10 protein-coding genes are annotated in these 14642 nt (G+C 72.8%); 7 read left to right on the forward strand and 3 right to left on the reverse strand.

Translation table 11 applies throughout. The features are described 5' to 3' along the window. Positions 1-102: 102 nt before the first annotated feature. Both ACZ7EC_RS26785 and ACZ7EC_RS26790 read left to right on the forward strand, forming a co-directional pair. Positions 103-1560 (forward strand): catalase, encoded by a 1458-nt coding sequence (locus ACZ7EC_RS26785; RefSeq protein ID WP_471066452.1) that lies wholly within the window; start codon positions 103-105, stop codon positions 1558-1560. A 604-nt stretch (positions 1561-2164) separates the two neighbouring features. Beyond that, positions 2165-2395 carry a hypothetical protein gene (locus ACZ7EC_RS26790; protein WP_471066454.1) on the forward strand — a complete coding sequence of 77 codons (231 nt, stop codon included), beginning with the start codon at positions 2165-2167 and terminating at the stop codon, positions 2393-2395. Positions 2396-2463: 68 nt separating this feature from the next. Here ACZ7EC_RS26790 and gcl read toward each other — a convergent pair whose 3' ends face one another. Next, positions 2464-4242: a glyoxylate carboligase gene (gene gcl / locus ACZ7EC_RS26795; RefSeq protein ID WP_471066613.1), complete on the reverse strand. Its 1779-nt coding sequence runs from the start codon at positions 4240-4242 to the stop codon at positions 2464-2466. Between the two features lie 263 nt (positions 4243-4505). Between gcl and ACZ7EC_RS26800 the strand changes: the two genes are divergently transcribed. After that, positions 4506-5300 (forward strand): hypothetical protein, encoded by a 795-nt coding sequence (locus ACZ7EC_RS26800; protein ID WP_471066455.1) that lies wholly within the window; start codon positions 4506-4508, stop codon positions 5298-5300. A 9-nt stretch (positions 5301-5309) separates the two neighbouring features. Here ACZ7EC_RS26800 and ACZ7EC_RS26805 read toward each other — a convergent pair whose 3' ends face one another. Next, positions 5310-6923, reverse strand: a complete 1614-nt coding sequence (locus ACZ7EC_RS26805; protein WP_471066457.1) for an AMP-binding protein — start codon at positions 6921-6923, stop codon at positions 5310-5312. Beyond that, entirely contained in the window at positions 6920-8590 is a 1671-nt protein-coding gene (locus ACZ7EC_RS26810; RefSeq protein ID WP_471066459.1) for an AMP-binding protein, read from the reverse strand. The genes ACZ7EC_RS26805 and ACZ7EC_RS26810 overlap by 4 nt, the downstream gene beginning before the upstream one ends. Positions 8591-8651: 61 nt before the next feature. Between ACZ7EC_RS26810 and ACZ7EC_RS26815 the strand changes: the two genes are divergently transcribed. From ACZ7EC_RS26815 to ACZ7EC_RS26830, 4 genes are all read left to right on the forward strand, one after another. Then, a complete protein-coding gene (locus ACZ7EC_RS26815) occupies positions 8652-9599 on the forward strand; it encodes a helix-turn-helix transcriptional regulator (protein WP_471066614.1) in 948 nt (315 codons plus the stop codon). Positions 9600-9754: 155 nt separating this feature from the next. Then, entirely contained in the window at positions 9755-12583 is a 2829-nt protein-coding gene (locus ACZ7EC_RS26820; protein ID WP_471066462.1) for an ATP-binding protein, read from the forward strand. A 210-nt stretch (positions 12584-12793) separates the two neighbouring features. Continuing rightward, positions 12794-13585 carry a S1 family peptidase gene (locus ACZ7EC_RS26825; RefSeq protein ID WP_471066464.1) on the forward strand — a complete coding sequence of 264 codons (792 nt, stop codon included), beginning with the start codon at positions 12794-12796 and terminating at the stop codon, positions 13583-13585. 133 nt (positions 13586-13718) lie between these two features. Next, complete coding sequence (locus ACZ7EC_RS26830) at positions 13719-14630, forward strand: patatin-like phospholipase family protein (RefSeq protein ID WP_471066466.1); 912 nt, start codon at positions 13719-13721, stop codon at positions 14628-14630. The last annotated feature ends 12 nt before the right edge of the window (positions 14631-14642 follow it).

The following is a 14642-nucleotide window of genomic DNA, read 5'->3' on the forward strand; positions in this document are numbered from 1 at the left end:
ACTGTTGACGCCCTGTTCACCCCGCTCCTAGGCTCCACGCAGACTTCTAGGCTCCACAAAGCGGAAGACGATTTCCGCTGCCACCCGCATGGAAGGTCCACGATGTCGCAGCGCGTGCTCACGACAGAGTCCGGCGCCCCGGTCGCCGACAACCAGAACTCCGCCACCGCCGGCGTCGGCGGCCCGCTCCTGCTCCAGGACCAGCACCTCCTGGAGAAGCTCGCGCGCTTCAACCGCGAGCGGATCCCGGAGCGGGTGGTGCACGCCCGCGGCTCCGGCGCGTACGGCCACTTCGAGGTGACCGACGACGTCACCGGGTACACCCACGCCCACTTCCTCGGCGAGGTCGGCAGGCGCACCGAGGTGTTCGCGCGGTTCTCCACGGTCGCGGACAACCTCGGCGGCGCCGACGCGGTGCGCGACCCGCGCGGGTTCGCGCTCAAGTTCTACACCGAGGAGGGCAATTACGACCTCGTCGGCAACAACACCCCGGTGTTCTTCATCAAGGACCCGCTGAAGTTCCCCGACTTCATCCACTCGCAGAAGCGGGACCCGTTCACCGGCAAGCAGGAGCCGGACAACGTCTGGGACTTCTGGGCGCACGCCCCCGAGGCCACGCACCAGGTGACCTGGCTGATGGGCGACCGCGGCATCCCGGCGTCGTACCGGCACATGAACGGCTACGGCTCGCACACCTACCAGTGGACGAACGCCGCGGGCGAGGGCTTCTTCGTCAAGTACCACTTCAAGACGAACCAGGGCATCCGCTGCCTGTCCACCGAGCAGGGGCAGGAGCTGGCGGGCAAGGACCCCAACTCGCACCAGACGGACCTGCTCCAGGCGATCGAGCGGGGCGTGCACCCGTCGTGGACGCTGTACGTGCAGATCATGCCGGCAGCCGAGGCGGAGGAGTACCGCTTCAACCCGTTCGACCTGACGAAGGTGTGGCCGCACCGGGACTACCCGCTCCAGCGGGTGGGCCGGCTGGTCCTGGACCGCAACCCGGACAACGTGTTCGCCGAGGTCGAGCAGGCCGCGTTCTCCCCGAACAACTTCGTGCCGGGCATCGGTCCCTCGCCGGACAAGATGCTCCAGGGGCGGCTGTTCGCGTACGCGGACGCCCACCGGTACCGCCTGGGCGTCAACCACACCCAGCTCGCCGTGAACGCGCCGCGCGCCACGACCGCGGAGAACTACGGGCGCGACGGTCTCATGGCGGTCAACTCCCAGGGCCGGTACGCCAAGAACTACGAGCCGAACTCCTACGACGGCCCCGTGGAGACCGGCCGCCCGCTCGCGGCACCGCTGCCCGTCTCCGGGCACACCGGCACCCATGCCGCGCCGCTGCACACCAAGGACGACGACTTCTACCAGGCGGGCGAGCTGTACCGGCTGATGTCCGAGGAGGAGAAGCGGCGTCTGGTCGCGAACATCGCCGGGGGCCTCGCCCGGGTCTCCCGCGACGATGTGATCGAGAAGAACCTGGCGCACTTCCAGGCCGCGGACCCGGAGTACGGCCGGCGGGTGCGCGAAGCGGTCGAGGCCCTGCGCGAGGACTGAACGCTTCGACCGATCGGCAAGGCGGCGTGCGGGGCCTGACGGGAGGTCATGCCCGCGCACGCGGCCCGCGCCGCACGGACGGCCCGGATTGAGGGGTGGCCGTCCGACGCGGCGCGGGCAGGGCGAGGACCGCGGCGGCGTGCGAGCCAGTGCGGTGGTCAAGGAGCCGGGTCCCTTCTCGACCAGAGTGAAGGGCCCCCGCTCCGTCACACCCCCGCGGTCCCCACCCACCCCTACCCCGTCCGGCGGCGCGACCGACCTGTCGCGCCCAGCGCCGCGCCGCCGGACGGCACCAACAGAACGCTCCCTACGCCGGCCCGACAGCCCCGGCGAGGGAGCGTTCGGCGTTGTGCGGGGCGCCCCGCGCGTACCGGCGGCGACGTCCGCCTCGTCACCGCCCGGCCGTCGTGGCCCGTGGCGGGCAGTACGAGTGCCTGCGGCGAGGGGCCAGGTCTCCGCCGCGGGATCAGTGGGTGTACGCGACGACGTCACGGTGCGGCTCCGAGGAGTCCCGCAGCGGCCGTACGACGTGCCGCTCCCCCGCGCCCGCCGGGTCCGACGAGCCCGGCGTGCGGGGAGGGCGTGGGCGGCGCACGGTGGTGGTATGGGTAATCCGGCGCATCCGCACATCGTCGTCCACCCGCCCGCCCTCGACGGGTCCCGGCGGGTCACCGAAGGGGAGGTGACGCTGGGACTGGCGTCGCATCTGGACGATGTGGTGGAGATCTTGCGGTTGGCCGATCTGGACCGGATCGAGGTGGAGGAGGACGACCTCATCGAGTGGCAGGGGGGCGGGCCCGAGGAGTGGCCGGGGCTTTCGGAGCACGAGGGGTAGGGGCGGACAGGAGAAAGGGGCGGCCCGTCCACACCGGACGGGCCGCCCCTTGCGTGTGCCGCGAGGCGTCAGCGGTTCAGCGCGCCGATCGCCGTCGGCGCGTGCGACGGCTCCGTGGCGAGGGGTTCGAACTCGGTGACGTCGCTGATGTCCATCGTGCGGCTCATCGAGATGTTCGTGACCCGCTCCAGGATCGCCTCCACCACGACCGGCACCCGGTACCGCGCCGCCAGCTTCTTCGCCTCCTCGAAGGCGGGGCCCAGCTGGTCCGGCTCGGTGACGCGCAGCGCCTTGCAGCCCAGGCCCTCGGCGACCTTGACATGGTCCACGCCGTACACCCCGATTTCGGGCGTGTTGATGTTCTCGAACTCCAGATTGACCTGGAAGTCGATGTCCAGGCCGAGCTGCGCCTGGCGGATCAGGCCGAGGTAGGCGTTGTTGACCAGCACGTGCACGTACGGGATCCGGTGCTGGGCGGCGGCGGCCAGTTCCTCGATCAGGAACTGGAAGTCGTAGTCGCCGGAGAGCGCGACCACCGCCGCCTCCGGATCGGCCTTGGCCACGCCGATCGCGGCCGGGATCGTCCAGCCGAGCGGCCCCGCCTGGCCGCAGTTGATCCAGTGCCGGGGCTTGTAGACGTGCAGCATCTGGGCGCCGGCGATCTGGGAGAGGCCGATCGTGGTGACGTACCGCGTCTCGGGGCCGAAGGCCCGGTTCATCTCCTCGTACACCCGCTGCGGCTTCATCGGCACGTCGTCGAAGTGCGTACGGCGCAGCAGCGTGGCCTTGCGCTCCTGGCAGGAGGAGATCCACTCACCGCGGTCGGGGAGCCGGCCCGCGGCCTTCAGTTCCCGTGCCACCTGCACGAACAGCTCCAGCGCCGCCCGCGCGTCGGACACCACCCCGTAGTCCGGCGGGAAGATCCGGCCGATCTGCGTGGGCTCGATGTCCACGTGCACGAAGGTGCGGCCCGCGCGGTAGACGTCCAGCTTGTAGCCGGTGTGCCGGTTCGCCCACCGGTTGCCGATGCCGAGGACGAAGTCGGACTCCAGGAACGTGGCGTTGCCGTAGCGGTGCGCGGTCTGCACGCCGACCATGCCCGCGTTCAGCTCGTGGTCGTCGGGCAGCGCGCCCCAGCCCATCAGGGTGGGGATGACGGGGGTGCCGGTCAGCTCGGCGAACTCGGTGAGCAATTCGCACGCGTCGGCGCCGATGACGCCGCCGCCCGCCACCAGCACCGGCCGCTCGGCCGCGAGCAGGTAGGACATCGCCTTCTCGATCTGGGCACGGGTCGCGGCGGGCTTGTACACCGGCAGCGGCTCGTACGTCTCCGGGTCGAACTCGATCTCCGTGAGCTGGACGTCGATCGGCAGGTCGATCAGCACCGGGCCGGGCCGGCCGGAGCGCATCAGGTGGAACGCCTGCTGGAAGACGCCGGGGACCTGGGCCGCCTCCAGCACGGTCACCGCCATCTTCGTCACCGGACCGGCGATCGCGGCGATGTCGACGGCCTGGAAGTCCTCCTTGTGGATCACGTGCGTGGGCGCCTGCCCGGTGATGCACAGGATCGGGATCGAGTCACCGGTCGCCGAGTACAGGCCGGTGATCATGTCCGTGCCGGCCGGTCCTGAGGTGCCGATGCACACGCCGATGTTGCCCGGCCGCGCGCGGGTGTAGCCCTCGGCCATGTGCGAGGCGCCCTCGACATGGCGCGCGAGGGTGTGCTGGATGCCGCCGCCCTCCTTGAGGGCCTTGTAGAACGGGTTGATCGCGGCGCCCGGCACACCGAAGGCGTCGGTGACGCCCTCGCGCTTGAGGATCTCAACTGCCGCGCGGGCAGCGGTCATACGAGCCATCGAGTACTCCTGCCTCGGTGTCGGATGCGGTACTCCCGTCGCGCCCCGCGGTGAGCACAGTCTCCAGAGGTCCCATCAAATTCCGTATGATGGAATTTGCTTTCTACTATCTGGAAGCAATGTAGAGGTGGGTGTTGACCTCGTCAAGAGAGACAAAGACACCGGCAAGCGGCGCGGGAACGCCGGACAAAAGCGGTACTGCGGGAGCACCATGGGTGCGCTGTCCCGAGGTGTCGTGCGAGAGTGAGTGGGCCATGCCCGAGAGCGTGCCGGTGCGCTGCCCGGCCTGTCGGCGCGAGCACGTCTACACCGCCCCGGTGTATCCCTGCGCCTGCGGAACTCCGGCCGCCCTGCGGCCGGACCGCCTCGCCGCGCCGGCCGTGGCCGGGCCACGGTCCCGGGACGAGGAGTGGGTCGGCGCCACGTGCGCCGCCTGCGGACGGCTGAACCACTGGCCGCGCCCGGAACTGGGCTGCCCGTGCGGCACGGTGCTGCGCATCCCGGTGGCCGAGACCGGTCCGGGCCCGGCGGGTGTCCCGTCCGAACCGCTCCCCGCACCGGCCGGCCCCCGCGCCGCCGGGCCCGAGCCCGCCCGGCCCGAGCCCGACCAGCCCGAGCTCGCCGGGCCGACCCCGCCCCGCCGCGCCTTCCAGCCGCACGCCGTCCGCACCGCACGCGACGCCGTCACCGCGACCGCGCTGTATCTGCGCTGGCTCGGCTACGGCGACATCCGGCGCGCCGACCAGCGTCCCGCGCGCGGCATCGGGCTCGCCGCCCGCGGTCTGCTCGCCCAGGTGGACCCGACGGTACGGCCCGCCGGGCCCCGCGAGGTGGAGTGCCTGTGGCTGACCGCGATGACGGAGTCCGCCGACTGCGTCTACTTCTCCCTCTCCGGGTACACCGACGCCGCCCGCGCCCGCGCGAACTCCCTGGGCGTACCGCTGTTCGTGCTGGACCTCGCGGGCGTCCCGCAGCCGGTGAACGACCCCGCCGACGCCCTGAACGCCGACGGCGCCCCGGAAGCGGGGCGCCGCGCGCGGCGGGGCTGACGCGGGGGCTCAGTCCCGGTACCGCTCCCGCAGCTCGATCTTGCGGACCTTCCCGGACACCGTCATCGGGAAGGCGTCGAGGATGCTCAGCCTGCTCGGCACCTTGTAGTGCGCGAGCCGCCCCCGGCAGAAGGCGCGCAGCTCCTCCAGTTCCGGCGGGTCACCCGCGTCGTGCGGGATCACGCAGGCCAGCACCTCCTCGCCGTACTTCTCGTCCGGCACCCCGACCACCTGTACGTCCCTGATCTTCGGGTGGGCGTAGAGGAACTCCTCGATCTCACGCGGGTAGATGTTCTCGCCGCCCCGGATGATCATGTCCTTGATGCGGCCGACGATCTCCACGTACCCGTCCGCGCGCATCACCGCGAGGTCCCCGGTGTGCATCCAGCGGCCCGCGTCCACGACCTCGGCGGTCTTCTCCGGCTCGTCCCAGTAGCCGAGCATCACGCTGTAGCCGCGGGTGCACAACTCGCCCGCGGTGCCGCGGGGCCGCGTGACGCCGGTGGCCGGGTCGACGACCTTGACCTCCAGGTGGGGCAGGACGCGGCCGACGGTGGCGGTGCGGTGCTCCAGGTCGTCGTCGGTGCGGGTCTGGAGGGACACCGGCGAGGTCTCGGTCATGCCGTAGCAGATGGCGACCTCGGCCATGTGCATCTCGGCGACGACCCGTTTCATCACCTCCACCGGGCAGGGCGAGCCCGCCATGATGCCGGTGCGCAGGGTGGAGAGGTCGTACGACGCGAAGTCCGGCAGGTTCAGCTCCGCGATGAACATGGTCGGGACGCCGTACAGGGAGGTGCACCGCTCCCGCTGCACCGCCTCCAGGCTGGCCGCCGGCTCGAAGGACGGCGCCGGGATCACCAGGCAGGCGCCGTGCGAGGTGGCCGCCAGATTGGCCATCACCATGCCGAAGCAGTGGTAGAAGGGGACCGGGACGCAGATGCGGTCCTGCTCGGTGTACTTGACCAACTCCCCCACGAAATAGCCGTTGTTGAGGATGTTGTGGTGCGAGAGGGTGGCGCCCTTGGGGAAGCCGGTGGTGCCCGAGGTGTACTGGATGTTGACCGGGTCGTCGCAGGACAACTCGGCTTCCCGCGCCGCCAGTTCGGACCGGTCGCCGACGACGCCGCGCGCGGTGAACTCCGCCCAGCCGGGGTCCCCGAGGTAGACCACCTCGCGCAGCTCCGGGCAGCCGCCGCGGACCTCCTCGACCATGGCGCGGTAGTCGCTGCTCTTGTGGCCGAGGGAGGCGAACAGCAGCCGTACGCCCGACTGCCGCAGGACGAACCCCACCTCGTGGGTGCGGTAGGCCGGGTTGATGTTGACCAGGATGGCGCCGACGCGAGCGGTGGCGTACTGCACGAGCACCCACTCGGCGCGGTTGACCGCCCAGATGCCCACCCGGTCGCCCTTCGCGATGCCGCTCGCCAGCAGGGCGCAGGCGAGCCGGTCCACGTCGGCGTCGAAGGCGGCGTACGTCCAGCGGCACCCGCCCGCGACGTCGACCAGGACCTCGCGATCCGGCCAAGTCCGCGCCGCACGGGCGAGGTTGGCGCCGATGGTGTCGCCGAGCAGCGCGGTGGTGCCGGTGCCGTGGGCGTACGACAGCTCGGGGGTGCTCACCGGAAGTCCTCCTCGCGGTACTCGTCCGCCGAGCCCTGCGCGGTGGCCTCGCGCAGCTCGATGCGGCGGATCTTGCCGGAGACGGTCTTGGGCAGGGCGCCGAACTCCAGCCGGCGGATGCGCTTGTAGGGGGCGAGCACCCGGCGGGAGTGCTCGAAGAGGACCTTGGCGGTGTCGGGGCCGGGCGCGTAGCCCTCGGCGAGCACGATGTACGCCTTGGGCACGGCGAGCCGCAGCTCGTCCGGGGCGGGCACCACGGCGGCCTCGGCCACCGCCTCGTGCTCCAGCAGCGCGCTCTCCAGCTCGAAGGGGCTGATCTTGTAGTCGGACGCCTTGAAGACGTCGTCGGCGCGGCCGATGTAGGTCAGGTAGCCGTCCTCGTCGCGGGCCGCGATGTCGCCGGTGCGGTAGTAGCCGCCCGCCATGGCCTCGGCGGTGCGGTCCGGGTCGCCGTGGTAGCCGGCCATCAGGCCGATGGGCACAGCGGCGAGGTCGAGCGCGATCTCGCCCTCGGTGGCGCCGGGCGCGCCGGTGACCGGGTCGAGCAGCTCCACCCGGTAGCCGGGGCTGGGGCGGCCCATGGAGCCGGTCTTCAGCCGCTGGCCCGGCGGGTTGGAGACCTGGACGGCGGTCTCGGTCTGCCCGAAGCCGTCCCGGACGGTCAACCCCCAGGCGCTCCGCACCTGTTCGATGACCTCGGGGTTGAGCGGCTCGCCCGCGGCCACCACCTCGCGCGGCGGCGTGCGCAGTTGACCGAGGTCGGCTTGGATGAGCATGCGCCACACGGTCGGCGGAGCGCAGAAGGTGGTGACATGGGCGCGGTCCATCTCGGCCATCAGCCGGCCCGCGTCGAACCGGGTGTAGTTGAAGATGAAGACGGTGGCCTCGGCGTTCCACGGGGCGAACAGGTTGGACCAGGCGTGCTTGGCCCAGCCGGGCGAGGAGATGTTCAGATGGACGTCGCCGGGCTTCAGGCCGACCCAGTACATGGTGGCCAAGTGGCCGATGGGGTACGAGACATGGGTGTGCTCGACCAGCTTGGGGCGGGCGGTGGTACCCGAGGTGAAGTAGAGCATCAGCGGGTCGTCGGAGCGGGTGGGTCCGTCGGCCGTGAACCCTGCGGGGGCGTCGTACGCCTCCTCGTACGGCAGCCAGCCCTCAGGCGCGCCGCCGACCGCGATCCGGGTGTAGGAGCCGGGGACCTCGGCGAACTTGGGCGCGTCCCCGGACCGCACCAGCACATGCCTGACCCGGCCGCGCTCGACCCGGTCGCGCAGGTCGGCGGGGCCGAGCAGCGGGGTGGCCGGGATGACGACCGCGCGCAGCTTCATCGCGGCCAGCATGACCTCCCACAGCTCGGCCTGGTTGCCGAGCATGACCAGGACGCGGTCCTCGGCGGCGACGCCCCGCGCGCGCAGCCAGTTCGCGATCCGGTCGGAGCGCTCCGACAGCTCGGCGAAGGACAGCCTGGTCTCGCCGCCGTCCTCCTCCACGATGTGCAGCGCGGTGCGGTCGTTGCCGGCGGCGATCACGTCGAACCAGTCCAGGGCCCAGTTGAAGTGCTCCGGCCGGGGCCACGCGAACCCGTCGTAGGCGGTGGCATAGTCCTCGCGGTGCGCCAGCAGGAAGTCCCGCGCGTTCCTGAAGGCATCGGTCGCCGTCGTCATCCGTCGTCCTCCTATGTTCCCGACCATTGCCGGGCGGCTCCCCGGCATCGTCTAATCCGTGATGCAGGTCTCACTACCCCCGAACGGGGGTGTGGGCCCCGCGGGCACGGGGGTGTGGTCCGCACATCAGCCGCACCGAAGGAGCGATGAGGTGACAGCAGAGGCCGTGACGGTGGTGGAGATCCGCGGTGCGCTGCTCCGGCTGCGGCGCGCGACGGGGCTGCCGGTCGCCTTCGGCGGGCTGGTGGAGTCCGGCCGGCCGCAGGTGCGCATCAGCGAGCTGAGCGGCACGGCGACGGCCGCGCTGCGCTCGCTCGCGGTGAGTTCGGGCAGCGGTCTCGGCGGCAAGGCGGTGGCGCTGGCCCGGCCGTGCGCGGTGACCGACTACTCCAGCTCCCGGCAGATCAGCCACGAGTACGACGTCCCGGTGGCCGCGGAGGGCATCCGCTCGGTGCTCGCGGTGCCGGTGGTGGTACGGCGCCGGGTGCGCGGGGTGCTCTACGGCGCGCTGCGCTCGGCCCAGCCGCTCGGCGACCGGGCGCTCGGCGCGGCCGTGGCGGTGGCGCGGGACGTGGAGCAGACACTGGTGCTGCGGGACGAGGCGCGGGAGCTGCTGGCGGCGGCCGGCCGCGGCCCTCTCGGCGCGTACGGCGCGCCGGGGGCGCCGTCGTACGGCGGGGCGGGAGCCTGGGAGCAGGTGCGGGAGGCGCACGCGGCGCTGCGGGCGCTCGCGCCCCGGATCACCGACCCGGTGCTGCGCGCCGATCTGCTGGCCGCCTGCGGGCTGCTGACGGCGCCGCGGCCGGCGGGCGGACCCGCTCTGGCGCCGCGCGAACTGGACGTGCTGTCCTGGGTGGCGGCGGGTGCGACCAACGCCGCGGTGGCCGAGCGGCTGGGGCTGCGCCCGGAGACGGTCAAGGGCTATCTCCGTTCCGCCATGCGGAAGTTGGGCGCACACACACGGGGGGAGGCGGTGACCGCGGCACGCAGGGCGGGGCTGCTGCCGTAGCCCCCCGAGACGGGAAGGAAACATTCCCATTCATGCGCGGATGCTTTGAATTTCCTCATGCTTGACCGTTTGTTATTTCCCTCACCACGGCTTCCGTCCGAATTTCAAGGATCGTTGCCTAGAATTTGGTCCGGACACGACATACGAGGGGAGCGGTGACCGTGCGACGGGACTTCCAGGAGTCTGCCCGATGCCGCTCGGACCTGGTCATCGGCCGCGAGGACCTGTGCGCCGCCGCCCGCGCCCACCTCGCCTCCGGCGGCAGTGTGCTGCTCCACGGACCGGCCGGAATAGGGAAATCGACCATCCTGCGGGCATTGGCCGAGGAATACGCCTCCAGCGCGCACATCGTCCTGCGCTGCTCGGCGACCGAGTCAGAATCCCACCTTCCGTTCCTCGCCCTCGCCGACCTCCTCGGGCTGGTCCTCGACGACATCTGCCCGCAGCTGCCCGCCGCCCAGCGCACCGCCCTGGAATCGGCGCTCACCGGCCGCGGCGAGTCCAGCCTCCAGCGCGACGGCCTCGCCCTGCGCCTCGCGGTGCTGTCCGCGCTGCGCGCGCTCGCCGCCCGCGGCCCGGTCCTGATCGTCGCCGACGACCTCCAGTGGCTGGATCCGGCCAGTGCCGAACTGCTCGGCTTCGCCGCCCGCCGGCTCGGCGGCACCCCGGTCCAACTCCTGTGCGCGGTACGGACGGAGGGCCAGGACAGCCAGGAGTACGACCGGCATCTGCGGTCCTGCCCGCCGGACACCCTCGCCGTGCGCATCGGGCCGCTCTCGCACGCCCGGATCGCCGAACTGCTCGGCCACCGCGGGCACGGCGGGCTGCCCCGCTCCACCGTCCGCGAGGTGCACCGCACCAGCGGCGGCAACCCGCTGTTCGCGCTGGAACTCGGCCGCGCCCTCGCCGAGAGCCCCACCCCGCCCCGGCCCGGTGAGCCGCTGCCGGTGCCCACCTCGCTGCGCGCCCTGGTGCTCAGCCGCCTGGACATGCTGTCCGTGGAGGCCCGCCGCACCCTGCTGGTGGCCAGCGCCGGCGCCCGCCCCACCCCGGCGCTGCTGCACGCGGCCGGCCGCGAGAACGCCGAGGCGGAATGCGCCCAGGCCGCCGAACTCGGCCTGCTGGCAACGGAGTCGGACGCCCCCGCCGTACGCTTCGCGCACCCCCTGATCTCCGCCGCGCTGTACGCGGAGGCACCCGCGCAGGAGCGGCGGGCCGCGCACGCGGCGCTGTCCACGGCCGCCTGTGACCCGATCGAGCGGGCCCGGCACCTCGCCCTCGCCACCACCGGCGCCGACCCGGAGGTGGCCGCCCGGCTCGCCGAGGCCGCCGCCCTCGCACGGGACCGCGGCGCGCCCTCGGTCGCCGCCCAACTGGGACTGCTGGCCGCCCGGCACACCCCGGCGGACGGTGCGCCCGGCCCGGAGGAGCGCCGGCTCGCGGCCGCCGAGGACGCCATCACCGCCGGCGAGGTGGACCTCGCGCGGGACATCGCGCGGGAGGTGCTCAGCCGGGCGAGCGTGCCCGCCGAACGGGTGCGCGCCTGGATCATCGTCATCGACACCGCGGGCCACACCATGGCCGAGGTCGACGCCCTCTTCCCGCAGGCCCTCGCGGACGCCGGCGACGACCCCCGGCTGCTCGCCCTGGTCCACTACCAGCTGGGCTGGCGGGCGCTGATCGTGGAGGGCGACTTCACCGCGGCCCGCGACGCCGCCGCGCACGCCGCCGAGCTGGCCGCACACGCCAAGGACCGGCGCACCGAACTGCTCGCCCTCGCCTTCCAGGCGCAGACCGAGACCCTGATGGGCCATCCGGAGGCACCCCGCACCATCAAACGGGCCCTGCGCGAACCCCAGGACCCGCGGGTGGCCTGGCATCACAACGGGGCGGGCAGCGCCCGGTTCCGCTGGCTCGTCATGGGCGACCAGCTGGCGGAGGCGCGGGCCACCGTCACCGGGCTGCTGCGCGAGGTGCGCCGGCGCGGCTCGGTGGAGAGCGAGGTGCACTTCCTGCGCGGCCTCGCCGAGACCGAACTGCGCGCCGGGCACTGCGGGCGCGCCCTGGAGCTGGCCCGCGAGAGCCTCAAGCTGGCCCGCGACTCCGGGATCGGCGAGACCGCCTCGGCCATGCTGACCTCGCTCGCGGAGGCGTCCGGCGGGGACGTGGACCGGGCGCTCGCCCTCGCCCGCGAGGCGGTGGAGCACGCCGAGGGGGACGGCGACCAGATGTACCTCTCCCGAGCCCTGGGCGCGCTCGGGTACGCCCAGTTGGTGGCCGGGGACCCGGCGGGCACCGTGCGCTCGCTGCGCCGGGTGCGCAGCCTGGAACTGGGCCTGGGCATCACCGACCCGGCCCGCGGCCGCTGGCAGGGCGACCTCGCCGAGGCGCTGGTCCGCATCGGGGAACCCGCCGAGGCGCAGGACGTCATCGACACCGCGCGGGAGCACGCGCTCAGGCTCGGCCGGGAGAGCGTCCTCGCCGTACTGGACCGCTCCGAGGCCCTGGTGCGGGCGGCGCGGGGCGCGGGCGAGGCGGCGCTCGCCCAGCTGAGGTCGGCTCAGGACCGGCTCGGCAAGCTGGGCTACGGCCTGGAGGAGGCGCGGGCCGCGTTCGCCCTGGCCCGGCTGCGCGGCCGGCGCCCCGGACCCGCGGCCTACGACGAGGCGACCCGGCTGTTCCGCCGCTGCCGGGCGCTGCCCTGGCTGCGCCAGGTGGACGAGACGCTCACCACCCTCGCCGCGGAACCGACCCGGACCGCGCCCGCCGCCCTGGACGCGCTCGATGTGCTGGACGTGCTGGCCGCGATGGAGCGTCAGGTGGCGGCGCTGGTCATGGAGGGCGCGACCAACCGGGAGATAGCCGCGCGGCTGTTCATCAGCGTCAAGACGGTCGAGGCCACGCTCACGCGGGTGTACCGCAAGCTCGGGATCCGGTCGCGGGTCGACATCGTCCGATTGGCCGCGGGTCGGCGCGCGCACTGAGCGCGGCGGCGGTTAACTGAGCCGGACCGAGGGTTTTCCCTCACCCGACCCCCTAGGGGGTTCCCTCATTGGGAGCCGAAGGTTCCGGGACCTAGCGTAATGGGCGTACCGCTCGCCCGGGTACAGGGGGTCGGACCCACCCCCCACCACCGTGCACAACCCCTCTACCCGTGCGAACCCCCCACCGGTGCAACCCCACTGAGGAGACTCATGTTCGGGCCCACACGTGCCAGACGGACCGCCGCGATCCTGGCGGCGACCGCCGCCGCCGCGGCGACCGCGCTGCTCGCCTCCCCCACGGCGAGCGCAGCTCCCCAGCCCATCGTCGGCGGTACGACGACCACCACCACCGCGTACCCCTTCGTCATGCAGATCACGGACGCGTCCGGCAGCCAGTTCTGCGGCGGCACCCTGGTGGCCGCCACCAAGGTGGTGACGGCCGCGCACTGCATGGCCGGCGAGACCGCCGGCAATGTCCGCGTCGTCGGCGGCCGTACCAAGCTGAACGGTACCGACGGCACGGTGAGCAAGGTCAGCAGGATCTGGGTGAACCCGGACTACACGGACGCCACCAAGGGCGACGACGTGGCCGTGCTGACCCTGTCGACGTCGATGCCGTACCAGCCGGTGTCGTACGTCTCCTCCTCCCAGACGGGGGTGTACGCGGCCGGCACCACGGCGCGGATCCTCGGCTGGGGCACGACTTCGGAGAACGGCAGCTCCTCCAACCAGCTGCGGACCGCGACCGTACCGATCGTGTCCGACACGAGCTGCCGTTCCTCCTACGGTTCGGACTACGTGCAGTCCGACATGGTGTGCGCCGGGTACAGCTCCGGCGGCGTAGACACCTGCCAGGGCGACAGCGGCGGTCCCCTGCTCATCGGGGGCGTCCTGGCAGGGATCACTTCTTGGGGCGAGGGGTGCGCGGAGGCGGGCTATCCGGGTGTGTACACCCGGCTGGCCACCTTCGCGGACCAGGTCACCGCACAGGTGAACTCGTGACCCGGAAGATCTCCCGAGTACCCCTCGGGTAAGGCCAGGGGGGCGTTGCGGGCGACCACGAGCAGCCCGCAGCGCCCCCCTCTCCACGTGCTCGGCGGCTCTCCGGAGGAGAGTTCCCATTGGAGGAGCAGAGATGACCGAGGCGTTGGTGCTGGGCGGCGGCGGAGTGGGCGGGATCGCCTGGATGACCGGGCTGCTCGCGGGACTCGCCGACGCCGGGCAGGACGTCACGGGGGCCGGTCTGCTGGTCGGCACCTCCGCGGGCGCGACCGTGGCGGCCCAGCTCGGCAGCGGGCTCGCCCTGGAGGAGTTGTACACCCGGCAGGTGGAGCCTTCCGCGCAGGCCCGCGAGATCATGGCCGAGCTGGACCTCGACAAATTCACCGCGGAGACGGGCGGCGCACTGGCCACGGCCGCCTCGGCGGCGGACCTGCGGCGCGCGATCGGCGAGCTGGCCCTCGCCGCGCGGACCGTCGGCGAGCCGGAGCGGCGGGCGGTGATCGAGTCCCGGCTGCCCGTCCACGCCTGGCCCGAGCGGGAGTTGAAGGTGGTCGCGGTGGACGCCGAGTCCGGCGACACGAAGGTCTTCGACCGCGACTCGGGCGTCCCGCTGGTCGACGCGGTCGCCGCCAGCTGTGCGGTGCCGGGTGTGTGGCCCCCGGTGACGATCGCCGGCCGCCGCTACATCGACGGCGGGATCCGCTCCGTCGCCAACGCCGACCTCGCCTCCGGCGCGGCCCGCGTCCTGGTCCTCGTCCCGCTGGGCCCTGGCGAACCGCTGCCGAGCGACCACCCCCTGGACGAGACGATCACCGCGCTGCGGACCGGGGGCGCCGAGGTCCTCCTCATCGCCCCGGACGACGCCTCCACCGCCGCGATAGGCGCCAACCCCCTGGACCCGGCGACCCGCACTCCGGCCGCGCGGGCGGGCCGCGCCCAGGGACGGGCACTGAAGCTGGAATGGGCCCGACACGGCCAGGCTCCCGCCGCGGAGAGCGACGGCGGCACGGGGCGGGGAAAGCCGCGTCCCACGGCTGGGGAGTGAGAGAGGAACGGC

Source organism: Streptomyces sp. NPDC037203, assembly GCF_055605065.1.

What these genes read in the sequence shown, in the direction of transcription:
- ACZ7EC_RS26785 (WP_471066452.1), top strand. Translation starts at nt 103, where the DNA reads ATGTCGCAGCGCGTGCTCACGACAGAGTCCGGCGCCCCGGTCGCCGAC.
- ACZ7EC_RS26790 (WP_471066454.1), top strand. Translation starts at nt 2,165, where the DNA reads ATGGGTAATCCGGCGCATCCGCACATCGTCGTCCACCCGCCCGCCCTC.
- gcl (WP_471066613.1), bottom strand. Translation starts at nt 4,242, where the DNA reads ATGACCGCTGCCCGCGCGGCAGTTGAGATCCTCAAGCGCGAGGGCGTC.
- ACZ7EC_RS26800 (WP_471066455.1), top strand. Translation starts at nt 4,506, where the DNA reads ATGCCCGAGAGCGTGCCGGTGCGCTGCCCGGCCTGTCGGCGCGAGCAC.
- ACZ7EC_RS26810 (WP_471066459.1), bottom strand. Translation starts at nt 8,590, where the DNA reads ATGACGACGGCGACCGATGCCTTCAGGAACGCGCGGGACTTCCTGCTG.
- ACZ7EC_RS26815 (WP_471066614.1), top strand. Translation starts at nt 8,652, where the DNA reads ATGCAGGTCTCACTACCCCCGAACGGGGGTGTGGGCCCCGCGGGCACG.
- ACZ7EC_RS26825 (WP_471066464.1), top strand. Translation starts at nt 12,794, where the DNA reads ATGTTCGGGCCCACACGTGCCAGACGGACCGCCGCGATCCTGGCGGCG.
- ACZ7EC_RS26830 (WP_471066466.1), top strand. Translation starts at nt 13,719, where the DNA reads ATGACCGAGGCGTTGGTGCTGGGCGGCGGCGGAGTGGGCGGGATCGCC.